At 47.0% G+C, this 23,601-nt stretch carries 22 protein-coding genes; 5 read left to right on the top strand and 17 right to left on the bottom strand.

Features of this window, described 5'->3' with window-relative positions; all coding sequences use genetic code 11:
* Positions 1-220: 220 nt before the first annotated feature.
* The 12 genes from MHI21_RS11105 to MHI21_RS11050 all read right to left on the bottom strand — a co-directional run bounded on the left by MHI21_RS11105 (position 221) and on the right by MHI21_RS11050 (position 15,498).
* A complete protein-coding gene (locus MHI21_RS11105) occupies positions 221-1,405 on the bottom strand; it encodes an aminotransferase class I/II-fold pyridoxal phosphate-dependent enzyme (protein ID WP_342419996.1) in 1,185 nt (394 codons plus the stop codon).
* 1 nt (position 1,406) lies between these two features.
* Positions 1,407-2,336: a D-alanine--D-alanine ligase gene (locus MHI21_RS11100; protein WP_342420201.1), complete on the bottom strand. Its 930-nt coding sequence runs from the start codon at positions 2,334-2,336 to the stop codon at positions 1,407-1,409.
* A 108-nt stretch (positions 2,337-2,444) separates the two neighbouring features.
* Positions 2,445-3,929, bottom strand: a complete 1,485-nt coding sequence (locus tag MHI21_RS11095) for a PLP-dependent aminotransferase family protein (protein WP_342419995.1) — start codon at positions 3,927-3,929, stop codon at positions 2,445-2,447.
* 263 nt (positions 3,930-4,192) lie between these two features.
* A complete protein-coding gene (locus tag MHI21_RS11090; protein WP_023988269.1) occupies positions 4,193-5,002 on the bottom strand; it encodes an SDR family NAD(P)-dependent oxidoreductase in 810 nt (269 codons plus the stop codon).
* Positions 5,003-5,266: 264 nt separating this feature from the next.
* The gene (locus tag MHI21_RS11085) at positions 5,267-6,103 is read right to left on the bottom strand and encodes a hypothetical protein (protein WP_023988268.1); all 837 of its coding nucleotides are present in this window, start codon (positions 6,101-6,103) and stop codon (positions 5,267-5,269) included.
* 12 nt (positions 6,104-6,115) lie between these two features.
* Positions 6,116-6,868: a vWA domain-containing protein gene (locus MHI21_RS11080; RefSeq protein WP_013309992.1), complete on the bottom strand. Its 753-nt coding sequence runs from the start codon at positions 6,866-6,868 to the stop codon at positions 6,116-6,118.
* 73 nt (positions 6,869-6,941) lie between these two features.
* Positions 6,942-8,987, bottom strand: a complete 2,046-nt coding sequence (locus MHI21_RS11075) for a hypothetical protein (RefSeq protein ID WP_342419994.1) — start codon at positions 8,985-8,987, stop codon at positions 6,942-6,944.
* Between the two features lie 201 nt (positions 8,988-9,188).
* Positions 9,189-9,464 carry a WXG100 family type VII secretion target gene (locus MHI21_RS11070; RefSeq protein WP_013309990.1) on the bottom strand — a complete coding sequence of 92 codons (276 nt, stop codon included), beginning with the start codon at positions 9,462-9,464 and terminating at the stop codon, positions 9,189-9,191.
* A 249-nt stretch (positions 9,465-9,713) separates the two neighbouring features.
* Positions 9,714-10,250 (bottom strand): WXG100 family type VII secretion target, encoded by a 537-nt coding sequence (locus MHI21_RS11065; protein ID WP_061829458.1) that lies wholly within the window; start codon positions 10,248-10,250, stop codon positions 9,714-9,716.
* 5 nt (positions 10,251-10,255) lie between these two features.
* Positions 10,256-11,098, bottom strand: coding sequence for a hypothetical protein (locus MHI21_RS11060; RefSeq protein WP_250261573.1), 843 nt, complete (start codon positions 11,096-11,098; stop codon positions 10,256-10,258).
* 16 nt (positions 11,099-11,114) lie between these two features.
* Positions 11,115-15,110, bottom strand: a complete 3,996-nt coding sequence (gene essC / locus MHI21_RS11055; protein ID WP_341161682.1) for a type VII secretion protein EssC — start codon at positions 15,108-15,110, stop codon at positions 11,115-11,117.
* Between the two features lie 67 nt (positions 15,111-15,177).
* Positions 15,178-15,498, bottom strand: a complete 321-nt coding sequence (locus tag MHI21_RS11050) for a hypothetical protein (protein WP_023988263.1) — start codon at positions 15,496-15,498, stop codon at positions 15,178-15,180.
* Positions 15,499-15,887: 389 nt separating this feature from the next.
* Here MHI21_RS11050 and MHI21_RS11045 point away from each other — a divergent pair, with 389 nt between their 5' ends.
* Positions 15,888-16,127 carry a hypothetical protein gene (locus tag MHI21_RS11045; RefSeq protein WP_013370782.1) on the top strand — a complete coding sequence of 80 codons (240 nt, stop codon included), beginning with the start codon at positions 15,888-15,890 and terminating at the stop codon, positions 16,125-16,127.
* A gap of 127 nt (positions 16,128-16,254) precedes the next feature.
* On the opposite strand, the gene MHI21_RS11040 is transcribed toward MHI21_RS11045, so the two are convergent.
* Positions 16,255-16,404 carry a hypothetical protein gene (locus MHI21_RS11040; RefSeq protein ID WP_023988262.1) on the bottom strand — a complete coding sequence of 50 codons (150 nt, stop codon included), beginning with the start codon at positions 16,402-16,404 and terminating at the stop codon, positions 16,255-16,257.
* A gap of 215 nt (positions 16,405-16,619) precedes the next feature.
* Between MHI21_RS11040 and MHI21_RS11035 the strand changes: the two genes are divergently transcribed.
* Positions 16,620-17,639: a flagellar motor protein MotB gene (locus MHI21_RS11035; protein ID WP_342419993.1), complete on the top strand. Its 1,020-nt coding sequence runs from the start codon at positions 16,620-16,622 to the stop codon at positions 17,637-17,639.
* Positions 17,640-17,757: 118 nt separating this feature from the next.
* On the opposite strand, the gene MHI21_RS11030 is transcribed toward MHI21_RS11035, so the two are convergent.
* The 3 genes from MHI21_RS11030 to MHI21_RS11020 form a co-directional block, all read right to left on the bottom strand.
* Positions 17,758-18,096 carry a L,D-transpeptidase gene (locus MHI21_RS11030; protein WP_023988260.1) on the bottom strand — a complete coding sequence of 113 codons (339 nt, stop codon included), beginning with the start codon at positions 18,094-18,096 and terminating at the stop codon, positions 17,758-17,760.
* 82 nt (positions 18,097-18,178) lie between these two features.
* Complete coding sequence (rsgA, locus tag MHI21_RS11025) at positions 18,179-19,276, bottom strand: ribosome small subunit-dependent GTPase A (protein ID WP_250261576.1); 1,098 nt, start codon at positions 19,274-19,276, stop codon at positions 18,179-18,181.
* Positions 19,277-19,758: 482 nt separating this feature from the next.
* Complete coding sequence (locus MHI21_RS11020; protein ID WP_342419992.1) at positions 19,759-20,355, bottom strand: metalloregulator ArsR/SmtB family transcription factor; 597 nt, start codon at positions 20,353-20,355, stop codon at positions 19,759-19,761.
* Between the two features lie 295 nt (positions 20,356-20,650).
* Here MHI21_RS11020 and MHI21_RS11015 point away from each other — a divergent pair, with 295 nt between their 5' ends.
* The 3 genes from MHI21_RS11015 to MHI21_RS11005 all read left to right on the top strand — a co-directional run bounded on the left by MHI21_RS11015 (position 20,651) and on the right by MHI21_RS11005 (position 22,716).
* Positions 20,651-21,622 (top strand): YpdA family putative bacillithiol disulfide reductase, encoded by a 972-nt coding sequence (locus MHI21_RS11015; RefSeq protein ID WP_342419991.1) that lies wholly within the window; start codon positions 20,651-20,653, stop codon positions 21,620-21,622.
* A gap of 22 nt (positions 21,623-21,644) precedes the next feature.
* Positions 21,645-22,088 (top strand): DUF441 domain-containing protein, encoded by a 444-nt coding sequence (locus MHI21_RS11010; protein WP_029517055.1) that lies wholly within the window; start codon positions 21,645-21,647, stop codon positions 22,086-22,088.
* 115 nt (positions 22,089-22,203) lie between these two features.
* The gene (locus tag MHI21_RS11005; protein WP_134902677.1) at positions 22,204-22,716 is read left to right on the top strand and encodes an ADP-heptose synthase; all 513 of its coding nucleotides are present in this window, start codon (positions 22,204-22,206) and stop codon (positions 22,714-22,716) included.
* Between the two features lie 133 nt (positions 22,717-22,849).
* On the opposite strand, the gene MHI21_RS11000 is transcribed toward MHI21_RS11005, so the two are convergent.
* A complete protein-coding gene (locus MHI21_RS11000; RefSeq protein WP_061829410.1) occupies positions 22,850-23,152 on the bottom strand; it encodes a HesB/YadR/YfhF family protein in 303 nt (100 codons plus the stop codon).
* Positions 23,153-23,601 lie beyond the last annotated feature (449 nt).

The following is a 23,601-nucleotide window of genomic DNA, read 5'->3' as shown; positions in this document are numbered from 1 at the left end:
CAATTAATGCAAAATGGCATGATCGTTTTTTAATTTGATCCCATTGATCGTCGCGTATTTCGTATCGTCTTTTCATATCTCAATTTACCATCATTTAACTATGAATTATAGTTTGAATACACGCCCTAGAAAAATACCTTTATGTTTTCAAAAAACATAAAGGTATTGTAAAATATTTCATAAAGACGTTCGGCAAAATTCGAGTTATTAACCCTGTTCATCATACCGGCTGCATTACCTGCATAAACCTTCCCATCCGTTCCAGCGCCTTCTCCAAATCGACGAGCGAGGCTGCATATGAGCAGCGAATAAAGCCCTCTCCGCCTGATCCGAATACATGTCCCGGTACGACCGCCACCTTCGCTTCCTTCAGCATACGAAGTGCAAACTGCTCAGATGACATGCCAGTAGAAGTAATTGAAGGAAAGGCATAAAAAGCCCCTTCAGGCTCATGACAAGCAAGCCCGATTGCATTCAAGCCGGCCACAAACAGTTTGCGACGTTCATTGTAGCTCGCCATCATCTCATCCTTGGCAGCCAAGCCATGGCGCAATGATTCCAGCGCGGCAATCTGTGCAATGGTGGGCGCACACATGGCTGTGTACTGATGGATTTTCAGCATGCCGGCAATCAGCTCATGCGGACCGCACGCATAGCCTACCCGCCAGCCTGTCATCGCAAATGCTTTGGAAAAACCGCTGATGACAATCGTACGCTCCTTCATGCCCGGCAAGGAGGCGATACTGACATGCTTTCTCCCGTAAGTCAGTTCGGCATACACTTCATCCGAAATGACGACCAGATTATGTTTGATAATGAGCTCTGTAATTGGCATCCAATCCTGCTCCGTCATAACTGTCCCAGTCGGATTACAAGGATAATTGATCATTAAAACCTTTGAATGAGGTGTAATTGCCGCTTGCAGCGCTTGCGGGGTCAGCTTGAATTGCTCCTCTGCCGTAGCCGCCACCTCTACAATTTTACCGCCATGCAGATGGGTAATGGGTTCATAGGCAATATAGCTTGGCGCTGGAATCAGCACCTCGTCACCCGGATCGATCACTGCTCGCAGCGCCAGGTCGACGGCTTCACTGCTCCCCACCGTCACAATCATTTCCTGCTCAGGGTCATAGGAAAGCGCAAAGCTGCCGGAAAAATAAGCAGAGATCTCCTCCCGCAGCTCCATCAAGCCGGCATTCGAAGTATATTTCGTCTGTCCTTCACGCAATGCCTGAATGCAAGCTTCACGTACCTTTTCCGGTGTAACAAAATCAGGCTCTCCGACCCCAAGGGCGATTGTACCTCCGCCTGCTGCATTCAGATCAAAAAAAGCGCGAATTCCCGATGGCCGAATATCCCGTACACGCGAGGATACAAACCGCCCTGTCCCCTTTTCACTAAACATATTACGCCATCCTCCATTCCTGTTTCCGCTCATGGAGCGAGCTGGCAATAATATGGTCCAGTAAATGTGTAAAGGTTATACCCGCAGCTGCCGCACTCTTCGGAAGCAGGCTGTTGGCGGTCATTCCCGGTAATGTGTTCACTTCCAGCACGTAAGGTCTATCCTGACACAAAATCATATCGACCCTTGCATAGACCTTACATTGCAGTAGCCGGTAGCTGGCCAGTGCCGCCTCGCGCACACGCTGCTCAATAACGGGGGGAAGCTCGACCACCTTCTCCTCAGCACCGCCGACCTCATATTTCGCTTGGTAGTCGAACCACTTCGAACGAGCCGAGCTAATGCTAATAATTGGTAATACCTTGCCATCTACGATGGAGCAGGTAATCTCCGTCCCTTTATAATAGGGCTCAATCAAGATCGCTTGATCCAAGCTGCAAGCCTCCTGAACAGCTGGTAGCAGCTCCTTCTCATTTTGTACAAGCTGGATGCCAATGCTGGATCCTCCCGTATTCGGCTTCACAATAACCGGGTAGCCCAAACGCTCCACCACCTGCGGATCATAATCGTCCATCCCCTGCCAACAAAGGCCTGCAGGCGTATGCACACCCGCTGCCTTCAGCAGCGTCTTGGACAACTGCTTATTCATGCATAAGCTGCTTGCCAGGACACCGCTGCCTGTGTAGGGAATGCCCAGTGTCTCCAGCGCTCCCTGCACCGTGCCGTCCTCGCCATACTGACCATGCAGTGCCAGCAGCGCGATATCGATGCCTGCCTGCTGGACCTGCACGATTAAATCCGCTCGCTGCTCGATCACCATTGGAACCACTTCATAACGGCTGCGATCCAAATGATTGATCATCTCTTGACCTGTCTGCAGAGAAATCTCACGCTCAGAGGAAATACCGCCCATAATAACGCCAATTTTCATCATGACACCTCATTTTTCTTCAAAATCTTTATGTGGCTACGGATGTTCATCCGATCGCTAGTGCTTCTTCAGAACAACATTCCGTCTCTATAGCTCTTTTCTTAATCCTTATGCCTTAAGAAAGTTACGCGTCTGTTTACCGATTATTTGAATACCCCGTTCGATATTTTCATCTGTTACTCGTGAAAACCCAAGCCGCAATGTATTCGTCCCTTCGCCTTCTTGAATAAAAAACTTGTCTCCCGGTGTGAAAATGACGCCCTGTTCTGTGCAAGCTTCTAGCAGCTGGCGTGTATTTACGTCTGTCGGGAAGGTAAGGAATAAATGCAAGCCCCCGTCACCAGACACCTGTGCCTCAGGAAGATGTGCTTCACAGCATGCCTTTGTAAGCTCATATTTGCGTTTATACTCTGTACGTGCTTTTTTTACATGTTTATCGAAATTTCCGTTAAGCATATATTGGTATAAAATCGATTGATCGATTGTTGAGGTATGAATGGTGCGCGCACGCTTAATGCTTTCCAGAGTGTCAATCAGTGCTCGGTCTCCAAGCACCCAGCCTACTCGCAAGCCAGGGAACAGCACCTTGGAGAAGCTGCCTATATAGATTACTCCGTTCCCTTGCCCTGCTGTCGCTATTAAGGGCGCAACATGCGCTCCCGAGTAGCGTAGCTCCTCATTGAATCCATCCTCGATCACCGGAATCTGATGGCGCGCCATTAATTTCATAACAGCGCTGCGCTTTGCCGGCGACATGACGATGCCTGTCGGATTGTGATAGGAAGGAGTCAAATAGGCCAAATCGAAGCTATTGGTCTGCAGTACCTCCTCTAGCCGCTCCACATCAATACCGTCACGCTCCATCGGAATGCCGGTAATCTCAAATCCTTGCAACTTCAAATTTTTGATCGCTGTGTGATGGGTCGGATTTTCACAAATTGCCGCTCCGCGGCGTGCAGAAGGGCGTAAAGCCGACAGCACAATGTCAAAGCCTTCTGTAAAACCGCCTGTAATCAGCATATCCTTGCCAATTATATCAACGCCCTTGTTCTCCATATAATGCATCAGGTAATCAATCAGCGGCTTGTAGCCCTTAGCATAGCCGTAGTTGAGCAGCACCTGCCCTTCGATTGCCATCCGATCCATAAAAGCTCGCCTTACATCCCCCAGATCAAACAGCTGCTCATCCGGAGCGATGCTTGTGAACGAGATAGTTCCCTTTTGGGTACGAATGCCCTGCTTCATCATATCCAGATCAACAGCCGATACAGCATACTCGTTCATTCTTGCCTTCCAGTCGATCTCCCAGGTGGCAGAACCGTCAGATCCTCCGTTATCTACGGCCGACTGGCCCACCATAGCGGCCACATAACTACCCTTTCCGGGAATCGCATACGTAAATCCGTCATCCTCCAAGCCTTCATAGGCTGCAATGACTGTATTGCGGCTCACTTTAAGCAGAACGCTCATTTCTCGTGTGGAAGGTAGCTTCTGATCCGCCTGAAGCGCCCCTTTTATAATTAAACGATTGACGTATTCTTTTACTTGTATCGAGACCGGGCGGTCACTTACGAGCTTGAAATCCTGGAACATCCTTCATCGCCTCCCCCTATAATGATGGCATACAAGACGAGTGAAAAAAAAGAACCACCGCACTGGATTTTTCATCCTTCGGTGGTTCTTCCGCATTTTATCCCCTGTACGCCCTCATATTCTTGCCTCATTCCCCTGCATCATTGCCTCTCATCGCGCCCATTGCGAGCATTGTACATATCACCAAGCATCGTGAAGCTGATGAAAGTAATAGTCAACATATTTGTCATCCAGGCTGTCGATCAGTGTATGGACAGTATTTTCTAAAACAATAACGACTCTGCCCCATCAATGACAATTTGTGCGCCAGTAATGTGTCGCGAATGGTCTGAGGCCAAAAATGTCACCAAATCAGCTACCTGCTCGGGTTGACCCGGTCCATCAGCCAACGGTTGTCCTCCTTCGGGAAACTTGACGGGGATGGTAATTTGTTTTAACCCTTCCGATTTCTCCGTGGTTTCATCAATATTCGTCGAGATGGCACCCGGATAGATGACATTCACACGAATACGGAACTTAGCCAGCTCCAGCGCAGCCATTTTAGCAAAACCGGTTTGACCCGCCTTCGATGTGCTGTAGGCTGACATCCCAAAGCTGGTAAAGCGCTGATTACCATTAATGGAGCTGGTAATAATAATGCTGCCGCCACCGTTCTTTTTCAAATGTGGTATTGTATACTTCACCGTCAGGAAGGTACCATCCAGATTCGTGGACAATGTTTGCCGCCAATCCTCAATGCTCAGATCCTCAATCGGCCCGACGACACCGTTAATCCCCGCATTGGCAAAAATGATATGCAGCCCTCCAAATAATTCAACCGCTTCCAGAACTGCCTTTTCCACACGCACCGGATCAGCAATGTCCACGTCAAAAGCTCGCGCTGATCCTTCACGTATAGCATTAATTTCTCTTTCCGTCTCTAAAATGCGCTCATTACTTACGTCAAAAAGAGCGACATTCGCTCCTTCTCTAGCCATCTGAATGGCCGTTGCCTTGCCAATCCCAGAACCAGCTCCCGTGATTAGAGCGGTTTTGCCTTCAAAGCGCGCGCCTCCTGCATATGTGTAGCTCATATGTATCGCTCCCTTTCTGTAATCTGTATAATCACAAGATTACCCAAAAGGATATACTTTATAATCACCATTTTTGCGCATTTTTTGCTATTCCTTTGCGATATTTAAGAAAAGTACGAATATTACGCGTATTAGCGCTTCTTTCCTTCTCTTCCTCGTTACATTCTACAAATATCTTAAAGAATCGTTATGTTCTATGTATTCATCAAAAAAAGGACGTATACATCCATATCCATGGTTGTATAACGTCCTTTTCTTATTTATTTACCACTGCAACTCAATAAATGCAGCATCATCATCAAGTCCCCCGGTATGGGATGCATCCAGCAATACCTGTATCTGCTCATCAGGGACAGGCTCGCGAATGGGGTCTAAATCGGATAAACCGTCCGTATATACCTGTAATCTCATCGGCATATCTGCGGGTATGCTTCTTTCATACCAATGAGGCTTCCCTCCAATCGGCCCACGACTTGTAGACCAGCGCTCCGCTGTAGAGAAGGTATGATCGAACAGCTCGCTGATTTCCTCGGCACCATTCCATAGTCGCAAACGTGAATCCCCCTGCCAGGCAAGTCGGAGACGGCCACGGCTACCACGCTTCGGCAGTTCGATTTTACCGCAAATATACATGGACTGGCTTCCCTGACGACGTTTATCTTCCAATACCGAACGCATTAAGCCTGATTCATGATCCAAAGGCTGCCGATCCAGTTCCTCTGCCGCTGTACCTGCCAAACGTTCAAGATACCCCCTCAACTGATCAGCAGACAGATCTTGTCCCCGTTCCATCCAATCCAGTAAAGAAGAACCCAGATAGCGGGCTGCAAAATCTCCTCGGTAACTGAGCCCGACACCATCACACAAGACAAAACAACAGACGGATTTATGAATACGTACTGCGGCGAAATCCTGTCCGCTTTCTCCCATACTGGCAGATTCGGCAGACCTTCCATAGCCATAACGACACATAAAACGACTGTGATGAGATGATAAAGGCTGATCGCCTGTCTGAGAGCTTATGTAAGCAAATTGCTGAGTCAGCCTTGCATTCATTCCCTTTTTTTTGCTCGCGGGGAGCAGGGACAGCAGTGGATTCATGCTTTTACCTCCTTACCGTACAGGCGTTGCGGCCGACATTTGGAACCCAATGGACACCAGTTCCGCACAGGTTCCGGGCAGCATCATAATGGCTCCTTCACCTAACTGATAATCCGCCTCAAATAGCATTTCCCGATAGCTTTCAGGCAGTACAGAAGACATATCACGCAATTTCACAGCATGTTCATCCTGCAACGGCGTATTATGTGTCAGACCTTTCCATCGACGGGGGTCCTGAATAGGCGTTTCCAGCAACCTGTCGGATAAAAATATATTTTCCACCAGTACATTACCGTCCGGTACACTCATGCTCATAATACGCTTCGCAATCGGTTCTGGATCATCGCCTGTAGAAACCCCATCTGTCATATGACAGACCAATGGTGCAGGGCAATCCTGCATCCCTGGTAATTCTGCCTGCAAAATACGTTCAGCCTGCAAGAAGGCTTTTGCAGAATCTGAGAATCGTTTGGGTGTCAAATCGGGCAACGAGCCAATGGCCGCAATTTCATCTATCCCCTTAACACCATTCAGCAGGTCATACACGTCGTCACTATAAGCCAAAATCGCAATCCGATAGCGCGCTGTCAGCCGATTTCCTTTGGTTGACCGAAAAACCATCTGCCGGATCGCCAACGATATAGCTTCATATACAACGTCAATACGCCGCCGCCCCTCCATCAGCATGTTCATCGACGCGCTGATGTCAATCAGGTAAATGATCAGGGCGGGAGTACGTTGTGAAGCCTGTATTGTATAATTCATGGTTTGTACATGCTCCCCTCAGTTACCTTCTATCTCCATCTATCATTCCGCCCATATATAAACATATGAAATATTAAATTTTAGGCAGTCTAAAATTCGTATCTCCTAAAAAGTTATAAATCGAGGAAGCCCGATATCCCACTTCACCTACCGAACGATAATAAGAAGGATTACTATCATATAGTGTTCTAAAACGCTTGGCAAAGCTCTTAGCCTTCGCAGCGCTTCCACCTTCCTGAGAGGCATACGCCTTGTTGTACAGGGAAATAAGCTGAAGAACGTTCTCCTTGTTTCGTGCATGCAAGGACTCTTTTTGCTTTTGTTCCGCCTCGGCTGCTGCCTTACGAGCTGCCTCTTCCTGGGCGGCACGAGCTTCCTGCTCTTTTTTCAAAGCCAAGTATTTTTCATACTTTGCCTGTTGATCATACGCTTTTTGCTTCGCCAACTTGGCAGCCGCCTGCTTGTTTTGTTCCTTTTGGGCGAGATAAGCTTCATATTTAACCTGTTGAGCGATAAGGGCTTGCTGTTTCTTCTGCTCCTCCTGTTGCTTTTGAGCAGCAAGTGCCTGTTGTTTGGTCTGCTGTTCCGCTTCCTGTCGTTGTTTCTCCGTCAGCAATTTTTGAGCCGCTTCCTGCTCGGCTGCCAGCTTTTCCTCGGCCGCCTTTGCAGCCTTCGCTGCCTCTTCCTGCTTGGCTGCCTCGATTTGCCGCTGATTGGACTGATCTGCAAGAATATTCATGGCTGGGATTCCAGCTGCCAATAGAACGACTGCGGCCGCAGTTGTCACGATAAATGTTTTGGAGCGATACCAGGCTTTTGATTTTTCAGGTTGCTCTGGCGTCTTGGGATTCAACTGCTCCTCTAGCCCTGTGATCGCAGCCGACACCTCCACATGCAGAGGACTACCGTCTTCTACAAAATGATACAACGACCGGTACACTTCTAGAGCTGCAGCAGGTTTGTTTTGCTGCTCCAAATCACGTGCCTGTCGGAACAGCTTGTCCGTTACCCCACGCTCTCCCTGCTCCAGAGCAGCCTGATTTAGCAATGCAGCCTGTTCAGCTTTGAGCGGTGCAGGCGCTGACAAAGAGGGTGCAGCTTCACTGGCAAGGCCGCCCACCGCTGCCGATTCTATTGTTTCTGTCGCAGTAGGCTCCGGTTCTATAGCCTCAACTGGAATTTTCTGCTCAGTAACCGCATTAAGTACAACCAGCCATTCGCCAAAAGTAGGGCAACTGCTTAAATCCTGACTATCCCAGGCACGGCTGAACAATTCTACCACCTTGCTGCCCCACCGGGATTCAAGTGATTTTCGTAAAATAAAATAACGTTCACAAGGCGTCTGCATTTCATGCTGATCAAAATAACTTTCGCCCCACGCTTTGTCCACTACTACACGGTCAGACCAGCCTAGCATTTCTCCTATAATAATTGCCCCTGCAAAACGGTCTGCATACGCACTCCATAACCCGCTGTGAACGGTACGATGGGCGGCATACCCTGGCGAACCTGCCAATAGAGCATCTGGACGATCCATTTTAGTACTATACATTTGTTCCACGTCCACCAATTCCACAGCTGACGTGCCTTGAGGCAGTTCCACTTCAGAAAAAAACGGAAGCATTACATTCGGCGCCGATAAATCACAATGCGCCAATCCTTTTTGCTCCATAGCTGAACCGATCCCTGCCAATGCTCTGGCCAAAGCCAGACTATCGGAAGCCTCAAGCTGACGCTGATCTGTGAGACAATCGAACCATGTCATACCGTGAACCCATGGCATCAGCACCGCATACAGCAAATCAGGCTGCTCGGCGATCAGACTTCCGTTTCTTTCTGGAGTGAGCACATCACGCTTGCATACCTGCAAACCGGGAATATCCCCGTATGCTTCCATATGCTCCGATTGATAAACCATAGCCGGGATGCGGAACTTCGGAAAAAACACCTTAAGGGCTTTGGCCTCATGCGGCGCTCCGTTTTTGGCATTTAGCTGGTATACAATTCCCTGTCGCCCTGCTTGAGCATAGGCTAAACCGGGTGCAGCGGGATGTCGCCCAACCACATAAGCTGTGCCGTTTATGATCAATTCGTCTCCCGGATTCGGTTGAAAAGACATGAAACATCCCTCTCCTTACATCATTCAGTATGCTAGTATTCCTCACCTTATTATATACATCTATGGATGGCAAGAAAACCGGGTATCCGAAGATCGCCCGGTTTTTCCTGAACATCCTGTGCCAAACCATGAGGAATGGCTCACATATTGCTTCTTTATAGAGTGGTGTATGATAAGTTGATCCCTATCAGGCAAGGCAACTTATTTCGTTTGGTCAACCGTACGGAATTTGTTAGCGATAGCTGTCAATTCTTGGCTGATGCTATTCAAAGTCGTTACGAAAGCTTGCATTTGTTTGCTAGCTTCCTGAAACTCTTGGAAGAAGCGTTGCTTAGTCATACCTTCCCATTGACCTTCCATACCTGAGATGGACTGTGTCAAACTGGAAACGATCTGCTGGCTTTGCTCACCACTTTGTTTAAATTGGTTAGCCACCTGATCAACCTGTTCTGGGGTAATTAAAATGCGTCCTGCCATTTTTTGCGTCCTCCTTGATGATAAATAATGTTTTTGTTTATCTGGTTCAAATTGTACTATGGCTATTTAATTCCCTACAAAAGGCAAAGGACCTAATTGTTATAATCCCACTTTTTAACTATAAAACAGCACCTAACAGTATAATATTAACAAAACAACCACCTAATAAGTCCCATAAAGCCGGGAATTGCGAAACGAATTCAAGTAAATTTTGCAGTCGATCCAGATTGTCCCGGAACGCGTTCCCAACTATGCGACAGGCTGATCTCTTGCTGTAGACGGATCAGTAAAATACCAATCCTGCGGACTGCTAGAAGACGCCTGCATCAGAATATCCTGATGCAACGTTTCTATATCCGAAGACTGTACACCAGCAATGGCATGTACGACAGACTGCGGGTTTGAAATCAGACTGCCTCCTTCCGAAGCTTGCCCAGGCAGAATAGACGGTGATTGCTGATTCGACCAATCGAGCATCGTGACGGGTCGTCCCAATGGTTGGCTGGCAAATGACAGAATCGTTTGATAGTTGTGGTCAACAGACTGAAACTGCTCTGCCTTTCGGTTCAGTTGTGTACCTGATGTATGGAGGTAAGCATGGATCTGTTCTGACATCCGCTTGGCCTGCATCCAATGATTCAAGATCGCCTCGCGTGCAGATACATCCCAATCCAGCGATTGTAATGCCTGCTCCAAACCTGCTGTTAACTGTTGAATTTGCTCCGCCGCATGCTGTAGCTGCCCGCTAAGCCCCCGAAGCACATCCGGTTCAACTCGAATGCGCATATCCATCACCCTTCTTCTGTCACTTCTTCATTCACTGCCGACTGTTTCAACCAATTTAATAATAAATCCACAAACTGATCTCTTGAAGCCATAGCTGCAATCAGCCAGTCTCCGTTACCACTAGAGCTCATCCGAAATATCCAGTTCATTGCGGGACACAGGACAAAGGCTGCCCGTTGTGACTCCCACTCCCTACCGTTCCAGACCAGCAATTGCAATTCTCCCTCGGCTACACGGGAACTCAAAGACTGAGCCAGGCTTGCAGACCCCTCTGCATCTCCGCTAGCCTCGGTCAGTTTACTGCTGATCAGAGATACACTTTCTCCTGCCGACTGCTCGTAAATTTTATTAAATGCCTGCTTGGAGAACATAAGTGCGGGGGATTCAGGCACAAGTCGATCTACCCAACCCATTTTATCAATCAATGTTTCGCAAGCCTTTTCCACATTACCCAGATCGTACAGTCGATACTCATCGGGTTCATCAGCGGATTTCACGAGTTCCACTACACGTTCGTTCGTGCAATGGAGATAGCCTTCAAACTGCTTGCCTCCCCGCACATAGCGTATACGGCAAGCCCTGTTGGATAATCCCGCGATAGCGACTCTTGAAAAAACGGTAGGAGGCATTGCTAGCTCTTTGCCCTTATCTGCCCGCTTTAGATAACCCTTTTCCAAAAGAGTAGCTTTTACCTGCTCCCACTCTTCCGCCAACTCCTCTGCTAGATAGCCCTTAAACGGATCTTCCACCCCAAGCAGTCTGTCAGAGCCCAATACGCCTGCTAGAAAAAACAGTTCCTTCGCCTTAAGGGTTATTAACTTCTGCTTGGAAGCTTGAAACGTTAACATTATGAGCCACCTCCCTTCAAACTACAACATGCCATCGGTCACGAATTTTCGTTATCCAATCCTCACAGCTCACTTGCTCTGAGAAGGGAATTGCCGCTTTTATCCTGGTAAATTTGCGCCGTACGTAGTATCCCTGCCCAGGTGGCAGGACTTTTAGGCCACCAGCAGCGGCGTTCGCCTCCGAATAAGGGATACGAAAGAACGATAGATCATTCGAATCTAGTGTTCCAAATAGCATACCGCTTTGGCTTGCCTTGACATCATTAAACCAGTCCACCCCAAAGGTAGGAAAATCAGATGGCACACCCGATAGCACGACATGCACATTGCGATCACGTCCCAACCGTACAATGGCGGAGAGCTGATCCTTTATCATAAAATCGTTCAGTTGCTTACTTAACATATCCGCATCATCAATGACCAGGAGCAATTCGGGATCATTCCCTTCCTTGTTCCGCTGTTGAACGATATCATACACTTTCTGTACCAGAGGCCCCATTTCTTCTTCGCTTTCGGCAGCAGCCTTAACATGAGGAAGATGCCGTAATCTAGATAGTCCTCCGCCTCCATAGCGTGTATCAATCGTATAGACTTCCAATTGATTAGGTGATGTGTAATAAGCGAGCGATATAATCCAACTCATTAGAAAAGAGGTTTTTCCACCCTCCATTGGACTACCCACGATAAAATTGGGCCCTTCTTTTAGATTCAGGAGAAAAGGCTCAAGATCGTCACTCTGTAGACCTACAGGCACCTCATAAGGAAGTGCGCCCGAGGGTCCACTTGTCCGATCCCACTGCTGAAGCAGTTCCGACAGTGGAATCCGCTCAGGTAATGGAAGAATGGCTGGTGCGTGCTTGCCTTTCCATTCCTGCGCAATGCCAGCGATATTGCGACGTAACCGTGCTGATCGTTCCGCCTCATCTTCACCTGGTGAAGGCAAAGCCGTTTGGAACTCCAGCGGAGGAACATGTCCTTTAACCAGGGCGCGGCCTGGAATTAACGGTCCTGGCGTTTTGGCTGGTCGTCCTACCGCATAATAATAGTCACTCGGGTCGGACATTTCAAAGGAAACAGCATTCGGTATGTTACTGCGGAATTTCTCAAACACATCGGTAATCCGGTTCGCCGTAATGATAAACGTGATACCTAGACTACCTCCTTCTCGCAAAAGAGATTCCAGCAGTTCATTTTCATCTGGATAAGCATTACGGAAATTAAGATATCCATCAATGACTACGACAATTTGCGGAATATCCTCGACAGCAGAACGTCGATAAGAGCTTATTGTCTTGACACCAGCCTCGGAAAGCATTTCCTTGCGTACGGCCACCATCTTGAACAGATAACGGAACAATCGCTTGATCCGGTCATCCTCCTCAGCCATCATAACAGCCCCGATTTGGGGAAGTTCCCCAAAGTCGCGCATCGTTCGACCCATATCAATGATATAACCATTCCAATGATTCGCAGTAAAACGCTGAGCCGTGGACATCAGCAATGTATGCAAAAAGGTAGTTTTCCCCATGCCCGGCATGCCATACACAGCCCAATGACCATGATCCAGCGATGCATAAATCGGCTCCTGCCGCTGATTGGGCAAATCATCGACCAGACCCATAAGAGCCTTCAGCTCCAAAGATGATGATGTACTATCTATTTCGGTGCATGCAGGCAGATTTGTTAAATCCAGCAATTCAGGCAGCGGTGGAAGCCACGGTCCCTGAAGTCGTTCGATCCCTGCTTTAGCAGCCTCATTCGCAATATAATCAATAAATACTTGAAGCTGTTTAGGAGCTTCTTCACCTTTTAAGCCTGAGCTTGCCCGTTCTCCACCCGTCAGTAGCGCTTCACGTTTCCCGTTCAGTCTCACTTCATGGACAGGTAGTGCAGAAGAAATATCGCTGTTGCCTATATACGGCGCACCGCTCCAAGCAAACTGCATCTCTTCAAAAACCTCGTCGCTACCCACTTGAAAATATCCTCGTCCCGGCTTCGTAATCCACGCAGCATTCGGTATTTTCAACATGTCACGGCTATCACCTTCGCTTTGCACCCGTAAGCAGATGCGGAATCTGGAGTTACTCCAGATCTTATCATCCACGACACCTGCGGGCTTTTGCGTCGCCAAAATCAGATGGACACCTAGTGTACGCCCAATCGCAGCAATACTGATTAGCTCGTCCATGAACTCTGGCTGATCCCGCTTTAATTGTGCAAATTCATCAATAATAATAACCAGATGAGGCAGCGGTTGTTCCTGCCGCTGCCGGAGTAGTCTGTAATATTCATCAATATGCTGTAAATTGCCTGCATCGTTCAATATCTTCTGTCGACGAACCAGTTCTGCTTTAAGAGATATTTTGGCACGTTCAATCAAATTATTGTCCAAGTTCGTAATCGTACCCACCACATGCGGCAAGTTAACGAACGTGTTGGACATGCCTCCACCCTTGTAATCGATCAGCATAAAAGCCAGATCATGCGGATGAAACTCGGCAGCAAGCGAGGCTACGATGGATTGGATAACCTCACTCTTCCCTGAACCCGTTGTACCGGCGATCAAGCCATGGGGACCATGTCCTTGACGCTCTATCTTATCATGCAGGTTAATCATAATCTTCTTGCCGCCTGCTCGCACGCCCATCGGTACGGGTAAGGTATCAGGATGGCGGTTACGTCGCCACCGATCTGCCACGTCCAGTTCTTCTACACTCGCTACGCTCATCATATCAAACAGAGGTAGCACAGCGGGAATATCAGAAGCAGAGGAACGCTTCAAGCGAATAGGAGCCATGTACCGCGCCAATGCATCGGCTTCCTCTTTTGATAAACGATCCGGTTTAAAACTTTGCTGTTCAACCTCCGCCGATTCTGATTTACGGGCATATACGCCCTGCTCTTTGGAAGCCTCCACAATCAGTTGACACTGCATCGGCAAAGCCTCTTTACGAGAAGCCAGCACAATCGTACACGCATCAATGGCTCGGCCGTCCTCCAGTAACAACGGCAGCAACGGTTCTTCCTCAATCAGCTGGGTGTCAGATAAAACCACGACATAACACGGGACTTCCATCCCTCTGCCCTGACGATCATTGCGATTATTTTTACGGCGGTTCAGTCTGGCAAACAGAAAATCAGCTAGTTGATGTGCACTGCTACTGCGGTCTGACATCATTCTCTGGATTCGGTCATCATCCCACACATGTGGGAGCCAGCGCATCCAAGTCCATTCACTTTCCTCTCGCTCGTCATAGAAGGAAGCAATTTTCACTTCATCTGGCGAGTGACGAACCGTCACTTGTGCCAAGATGACTCTTAACGCAGCAAGGGTATGCTCCCGTTCGCCGACCAATCCAACCACTTTGGATTGAAACAGCGGTAATGCAATGGAAGCGGCGTCTACCAGACGAAACTCTTCTTCCAGTTCATCCGCAGCTCCCAACAAAGGATCTCGATCATAACCGTCTGGGCGTGGAATTTGCAATTTAATATGGAAGGGAACTTGTCCAGTCCCAATACGCACCTGCAAAAAGTCCTCATCCTCCGGTGATCGTTCCCAGAGTGAACTGTTGCGGTTTTTGACAATTTGAGTACATATTTGCGGGTCACCGTGAATTTCATATAGTGTGCGAATTTGCTCCTCGCGTTTCATTTCAAGTTCTTCACGATGCTTTTGGAGCTGTTCCCGGTACATGCGGTCCCGTTCCTCAAGCTTACGCTTGTATTCCTTCTTATTATTTAGATAGACGAAAAAAGGAATCGTATAAGATGTAAGCATCATGACCACAGTAACCATCTGGAACATCAAATAGTTACTGTTGCCCATCTTACCTGTTTTGCTCATATATACGTAAAAGCCTATAGTCACCAACGTCATCATTAACGGAATAAGTATAGATATAATAGAAAAAGACGGCTTGCTCGGCTCAGCCGGAGGCCGTAAAATCTCCAGCTTCTCCTCTCGGAGCGCCGGCCTTAATCTCGGGGATCGCTGGTATAATGCATTCAAGACAAAAGTCCCCCTTTTCGCTTACTATTTCATTTTACCAAGGTTTCATATAATTTCATGTGTGTATTTACCCATTTTTTTCACTTTGAAACAGAGAACGCCTTCCATACACAGGCGCTTCGTCCTGAGTTGTCGAAAAAGCGCGCTGAATACGCACAGTACAGCCTTCCCGCAAGCCTGATCCTGTGAGTAGCTGGTTATCCCCCACCCTGAACCAAAGCCCTTCCGGGAACTTTGCTTCCATAATATATTGCATGCCTTCCGCTGGAGGCTCGCCGAAAATGCGCACACCCAGCATCAACTTTAAATGTTCCACCGAGTATTCATCAGCTACCTCGATGTCAAACCACTCTGTTTCCTGTCGTCCTGAAAGCACGGTCAGGATCATCTGTCATCCCTCCCGATCCTTAATATATAGCAAAGTTCACGCAAAAAGCCTATTTCTACGGAAATATGGCTATCGTAACTGTAGCATCCGACTATTAGACTGTCAATTTGTTACAAAATACCCACTCCAAAAATAAAACAGCGACTTTAGTCATATTTTCTCACATTAGTAGAGCCATTAGCATCAATAATATGTATTTAATTGTTTTTAATATGGGGATATACGTCATATTGTCGATTAGTTAGAACTAAATTCGATTGTTACCTAGATTGTTGTGAACACTTTGTAAATTTTTCAGACCTTTATGTTTTTATAAGGTGTTTTTAAGGTAATTTTAAGAAACGGGCACTACAATTAAGCCATGAAATAACTCAGGCGAGGTGATTTTTGTGAGAACATTAATTACATTTCAAAACAAACGTATTCCCGTATACTTCAATCAAGAAAATAAGCAACCGGTACAAAAAACATTAAAACTTCTAAGTAACACTTTGGAGAATAAAATCTCCAGCGGCAAGCGCGCCCTTCAAAAATGTCTTAACTCTTTGATCAGTATAGAGATTGTCGGTTGTGAAGCCATCCTGCATAGCGTTAGTGAAAATGATTCATTGGCATTGTCCCTCTATTAAGAGGGACTTTTTTTGTCCACATTAGACACAAAAAAGAGAGGGGCATTTCAGCACCCTCTCCATATCAGCAGCTTTGAAACATGATACATGTGACTTACCGCAGCTTATGCATTTGATTAGACTCTATTTAAAGTATTCTGCGATAACCTTTTTTACCGCCTCGTTCCTTATTCTGCGCCTTCTCAATCCGTATTCTAAACAGTTCTAGTAAATTAGCGCGTGTATGCTCTTCCCGGCAGTTGTCCAGCTTTTTTAAGATAAAACGGTCAATGGACATATGACTCAGGCTCCTTTACAGCAAGCTGCCCCTGCTTTTCAAGGGGATGATCAGGCTATCCATTTTTAACCATTCTGTCTGTTGTTTAAACAGGACGCTACTTATAGGATAAAGCAGACGGGATTACATACCCTTTAATTAGGGTAAATACATAAAGTTTCGAAAATTTTATCACGTTAAGCCTGGAAGCTATGGACAAGGAGCGAGCAAAAACCATGAGTAAACACATGATTACCAAAATAGGCTGGAACCTTTTATGTGCATTCTTAATCCTAACGATGCTGGCTGCATGCAGCAGGGAAAAAGCTTCAACCCGGAGTATGGCCCAACATGAAGCTGAAGCACGTGCCTACACCGTAACGGGTAATCCCAACCAAGGCGCATCATCCCTTGATGAACGAGCTGCCAATCATACACCTGTCCATAAGCAAGGCAGCAGCTATGTCGAAATATCAGGTGGCGTTAGCATTGATAAAAATACCGTGAAGGTTACAGGACATTCCAACCTCCCGGCCGGAGCACGGATCAAAGGGAATCTTGCGGTCAAAAACTCCCTGTTAACTGGGTACACGGATGAGACAACCGTTCAAAAGGATGGAAGTTTTGTACTCCAGGTACAACGCCCCGGAATACAGGGCAGTATGGATCTGACTGTTCTGTTCCGTCCAGATGACCAAGACAATGAAATACGAAATCTGTATGGCAGCGGTGGCAACAAATTAGAAGGTCCTTATGTATATCAATACGAAGAAAACAATCAGCTTCTGCATGAAGTTCGGATTGGGGCTGAATTTGATCCTGAACAAGAACGCAATACCCCTTTAGTTAAGCCCGTCTGGAACAAACCTAAGGACTACGGTAGCCCTCAAGTGTGGATTAAGCCTGATGTGAAGCAAGAAGGTAACTATTATCATGTATATGCGCGCAGCAATTTGCTGGAAGGGTCGGACGTCAAACTCACGATTGATTTTCCGGGACGATGGCAGTTTGGCTACGATGATCAAACCAAAGTTATGCCTGACGGCTCCTTCAGCATGAGGGTCAAAAAGCCGAGCCTTGCCAACCACTATACCATAGTCATAATTTTCGAACCGAACGAAGATATGTGGACTAACGCCAAACAGGCGTACGGTACACAAGGGGAACGCCTTTCGGGACCGTTAGCCAAATCCGCAGACGACAAAGAGGGCTCCAAACAGATTGAAGCCCGTATCCCTATCCAACCCAAATCGTAACTAAACGCAGTATCTAACCTAAAGTTACGGCCGTTCGCCATGAGATACGCTTCACAGATACAGCCTAGGACGCGGTTTCCACGTCTGAGTAGATACAGAATCTAGTGTCTTCTAGCCGCTACGGCTGTATCGTGACTGGCGTGCCTATACTTACCTTTTCCTGAAGCTCAAGCACATCCTTATTCTGCATTCGAATGCAGCCATGTGACACCATCTTGCCAATGGACCATGGCTCATTGGTGCCATGAATGCCATAATGCGGCTTGGACAGCCCCATCCAGAATGCTCCGAAAGGGCCGCCGGGATTGGGCTGTTTGTTAATAATCGTAAATTGCCCATGCGGTGTCTGTGTAGCCAGCTTGCCAATACCGACTGGATAACTAAGAACAATCTGATCTCCATCTTTCAAATATAAACGACGATCCGATAAATCCACCACAATGCTGTAGTTCGGCATATATTCACCCCTTTATACCCTATGCCGACTACAACTTAGATTTTCTTATATTTTTACATTTGATGCTTCACTGCAGCTTGGCTTACCACTCCACATCACGTCGCCAGCCGCTTCGCTGATCCCTACGACCCGGGGCTGTGCTTGAACGGCTATCTTTCCTGCGTCGATCTGCTTCCTTACGCGCCTGATATTCCAGTTCACGCTGCATTTTGCGATAATTGTTCACTCTGGATTCCGACAATTCCCCTCTCTCTATAGCTTCCTCCACTGCACATCCAGCTTCGCCCTTATGCTTGCAATCTGCAAAACGGCATTGCTGCGCCGTTTCCATAATATCCGTAAAGGTATGAGCGACACCCATGGAATCATCCCACAGATTAAGCTCACGCATGCCGGGTGTATCCAGTAGAACAGCTTGCTTTGCGATGGGAAAAAGCTGTCGGTGAGTGGTTGTGTGCCTGCCCCGGCTGTCTTCCTCCCTCACATCCTGTGTCAGTTGAACTTCAGACCCGGAGAGCCAGTTTACTATCGTGGATTTGCCACTACCGGAAGAGCCTGTCAAAGCAACTGTACAGCCAGGTTGAAGAAACGCCTCCAGTTGCTCTCTGCCTTCGTTCTGCAAAGCAGAAATAACGATAACAGGTACACCAGGGGCAACTCCCTCCGCTTCAGCAACCCGTTGTTCGACATCTTCACAAAGATCACTCTTACTCAAAACGACAACCGGGTTTACCCCGCTGTTCCAAGCCATAATTAAATACCGTTCCAGTCTGCGCATATTAAAATCATGATTCAGCGCATTAACAAGGAAAAGCGTATCCACATTTGTCGCGATCAGTTGCTCCTTCGTCTCAAAGCCCGCGGCCTGCCTAGATATTCGACTTTTACGTGGCAAGACGGCATGAATTACTGCATCCGACACTTCATCCGACGTGGTGATTGCCAGCCAGTCCCCTACAGCCGGCATTTCCGCCGGATCTACCATAGCATGTCGTAGCTTACCTGAAGCCGCTCCCCAGCGTTCTCCATCCATTGTGATAAGCTTCACCTTTTGTCCATAATCGGCAATCAAGCGGGCAGGACGTACCTGTGTATTTCCTGCTCTTTCCTCATAGCTTTGCTTCCATTGGTCCCAAAAACCGTTCCAATAATCAGACCAACCGTATTCATGTATACTCATTGTTTTCCTCCTGAAATCATCGTTTATTTTTGATCGTAGTGTTATTCGATAGGTGTACATTTTTTCTCCCCGCATGCAAACAACGCAAAAAATCCGCAGGGGTTTCCCTGCGGAGGGTATACGATTCAGGCCGATGTGATCCGTTCGTTCACTTAAGCAAGCGGTCTCTCACGGACCACTCCCCAGAATCAACAACTGGATAACAAGACGCCTAACCATAAAAAATCCGCAGGGAATCACTCCCTGCGGATTTCGTTGGTTCTACTGTCCAACCAACTGCTAAGCCAAGACTATAGATCTATACAGTCTTTAAGCGTGCATCGTCCGTGCGGGAGACAAGTCATTCTGCTGCTGAATCCATCCATTCATGTTCGTACGCATATAACATCGCCTCCTCCTAAAATTTCCTTTATCATACAAGTCCATCAATTGTCTGTCAAGGCTGCCTACGAAACTTTTTTGAAATCTTTGTCAAGTTTCGTTTAGCGTACCTGATCCCAGCGCGTCCACAGCTCACGCGGGTTCAATTCGTACATTTCCCGTTCCCTGTACATAAACTGATGCATAATCAGCTCACGCCGAATCGTTGCAAAATCCTCATGGTATTGCTTGATCCACTCGTTTAATTCACGTTCAGGATACATGCGGCCTGGCTCCAGATTTTCTGCCAGCATCTGAAGTACGATTAATTTTTTCTTATACTGCGCAGGGATTTGGCGCAACTTGCCGTCCTTGGAAAAAAAATTGCGTAAGACCGACGCCTCCAGCGTTTCATTCAACTCTGACATCTCTTCCTCCCCCTCTCCTTTTTCGAAAATAAATCGCACCGTCGCCTCGGAATGCTGCCGGATCAGCTCTGGATTCAGTGTAAAATACACCGTGTTTTTATCACGTCGTTCCTTAATCAACCCTGCCTCACGGAGTTTGGAAGCATGATGTGTAACAGTCGGCTGGGACAAATTCAGCTTTTTCGCCAAAGCTTGGCCATGCATCTCCCCACGGGACAAAAGAAGTAATATCCGCATTCGCGTTGGATCAGCAAGTGCTTTATGATAGTTGACCATTTTATCCAGTTGCATCGTTATTGCACCTCTTTTCACTAGTACATACTTACTATGCAAGCGAATTCAATCACAGTAAATAGATATATATCTAATTATATGTTTGCTAAAAGTGGCTGTCAATCTTCACCGTCCGTCATCTCTTTCTGAAAACGGCTGGATATTGTGTTCGCATTGCGGTAGGATTATTATTTGAAAACTTCTCACATACTGAGCTATTTGCTTCAATCCTGAGAGCTGTTTTTAATCGTCAAAATATTGTTAACCCTACAAAACTGGCGTAATAAACCAATACAACTGGAGGTTCATCCAAATGCACGACGTAATCATTATCGGTGGCGGACCCTGCGGACTATCCGCTGCAATCGAATGCAGCCGCAGAGGTTTGCAAACTGTCATTATTGAAAAAAGCAACATCGTTCACTCCATTTTTCTGTATCCGACGAACATGCAGTTTTTTAGCACCGCCGAACTACTGGAAATCGGTGATGTACCGTTCAGCACCCCTAATGACAAACCTTTTCGTCATGAAGCACTGGCGTACTATCGTAAAGTAGCTACACATTATAACTTGAACATTCAGCATTATGAGGAGGCCCAGTCTATTCATCGCCAGGATGACGGTACATTTACTGTACATACCCTGAGCAAAGGAGAAATAACCAAAACGTATTCGTCACGCTATGTCGTTGTGGCTACAGGATATTTTGATCATCCGAACTATTTGGGCATTCCCGGGGAACAATTGGATAAAGTCACTCACTATTTCAGCGAAGCCCATCCCTATACAGGAACCCGGGTCGCAGTTATCGGTGGCAGTAACTCTGCGGTAGATGCTGCGATGGAATTGGTGCGGGTCGGAGCTACGATTGATATGGTATATCGTCGAAGCGAGTTGTCCCAATACATCAAGCCGTGGGTTCGTCCACTGTTTGACAGTATGGTACAAAAAGGGAAGATCACGCTGCACTTAGGCGCACGCATTACCGAAATTCATCCAGACCATGTCGTAGTCACTCCGCTGGACACTGAAGCATTCCGACTCGAAAATGATTTTGTACTGGCACTGACTGGATTTCACCCGGAGCGAAAACTGCTGGAGTCTGTCGGCGTCCACATGGCTGAGGATCTGGACAAACCAGAATTTAATCCTGCCACGATGGAAACGAACATCCCAGGTATATATGTCGCTGGGGTCATCGCTTCAGGCAGCAATGCCAATGAAGTGTTTATTGAAACAGGCCGCTGGCACGGGCAACAAATCGCCGAACATATCCAAAGCTAAATAAACGAAGGAGAACATCTGTATGGATTACAGCTCACTTATCTTACTGGTATTGGCTGGTCTTGGGATTGTTAGTGGCAACTCTACCGTGACTATTGCCATGGTTGTATTACTGCTACTGCGGGTAACCAGCTTTCACACTGCTTTCCCCTGGCTTGAAAAGTATGGCCTGACGATCGGAATTATTATTTTGACGATCGGGGTCATGACCCCGCTAGCCAGCGGTAAAATCAGTATTAATCAGGTGATGGAGTCTTTCCTGCACTGGAAATCTCTGCTCGCGATTGGTATCGGAATTCTGGTAGCCTATCTTGGCGGCCGCGGAGTAACTTTAATGTCTGGACAGCCCATTATTGTGACAGGTCTACTGATCGGGACCGTCATTGGCGTTGCCTTCTTTAAAGGAGTTCCTGTTGGACCTCTGATTGCTGCCGGATTGCTTTCCTTGTTAATCGGCCGCAGCTAAATTCGTACAACAAATATAGGAATACATGATAGCAATCTGCATGTCGGGCTGAATTCAGTCCCGCTTTGTGGTATACTCATATCGCATAATTTGGTAAATGCAGGAGGCTTGACCGATGTCTCGACAATTTGTAACGGAAGCTGTAATGGTGGCTATATACGGCCAACTACTTACATCTCCCGCCCCTGTGGAATATATAGTGCCTTACACATCACTGCTAGAGCTATACGAATTCCAGGATAGCACAGAGCCGCTCATGGATAATCCTATGGACGATCAACATGTGAAGCGGAAGGTAAGCGAGCTGATCAGTTATTTTGAGGAACCGTTGAATCAGAAAAAAATTCGGCGTGCCCTTCAGATGCCTTGGGCCAAGAGCTTGCCTATTCTATTCGATGCCAATACATCACTCATTGTCGTTAATGCTGTTGATACGGCGCATTACGGGGAATATTTTGATCCAATTGAGACTGAACTGGTGTTGACAGCTCAGCGTGAATCATTACCCATTCTGACGGATCAATTGGACTGGATCCACCGCATTATCGAAGCTTCCGTACCTGTACATGTGTACGACATTGATGATTTTGATTTTGCACTCGATGGCCCGATACTTAACAACCCTTAACATACGATATACCCGCCTTAAGCACAAAAAAGCGGCGAAGCATCATGTACAGGTTCATCTCCTGTAACACGATACTCCGCCGCTTTTCATGTCCAAGAACAACTATTTGCACGCTATGATTGACAGTGGAACACTAAGCTTGTTCATCCTCAACATAGGTGTAAATAATGTCATCATGTTCCTCCAAATACTTAACTTCCAGATGATGGCCCTTCAGATACCAGTAATCCTGGTCCTCCATATAAAACGTAATGCCAGCCGCTTCATGCTGTAATACGGGGTGCTGCGGAGGCTCTACGGCAATTCCCAGAGAAAAGCCTGGATGCAACCCGCCGCCAGAGCTATAGCGAACAAAAAAACGGATCGAATCTCCACGATTCAAACTAAGCTCCTTAATGTACCACTGTGCCGCAGGTTCAGTTACCTGTATGCTCATACGTTATGCTCATCTCCTTGTACAATGACGTCTGCCAACTATATCATAGCATCTTTTAGAATGACCACCAACCGTCCCAATCCAGCGAGCTTCTTGGACAAGTCATATACATTTTTTTGAAAAAGGTTTGACAATTCGCAAAAAAGGGTGTTAAGATTCAACCATACGAGATCCATTTTGAAATTTATTACCAATTTGAACGATTACTCATGTTAGAATGAACCCATTTTGAGGAAGAAAGGAGTGTTACCGGTGCTAAAATTTCCTATTGCATTTTACCCACATCTACAAACACAACAACTTCATACCGGAGCATCTCCCCTGTCGCATCCTTCAGAATTGGGCCATTCACGTTGTATGGTTTAATACGAGTGGCTGCCTGCGTTTGAGCAGTTTTTCAGTGGTGAGTGTGCTGAAAATACCTGCGCGCCATATGATATTGAGATTTA

The organism is Paenibacillus sp. FSL H8-0168 (genome assembly GCF_038592955.1).
In the GTDB taxonomy this organism is placed as follows: domain Bacteria; phylum Bacillota; class Bacilli; order Paenibacillales; family Paenibacillaceae; genus Paenibacillus; species Paenibacillus polymyxa_B.
The sequence above is the reverse complement of the archived record's forward strand: the minus strand, read 5'-3'. Positions and strand labels throughout refer to the sequence as shown.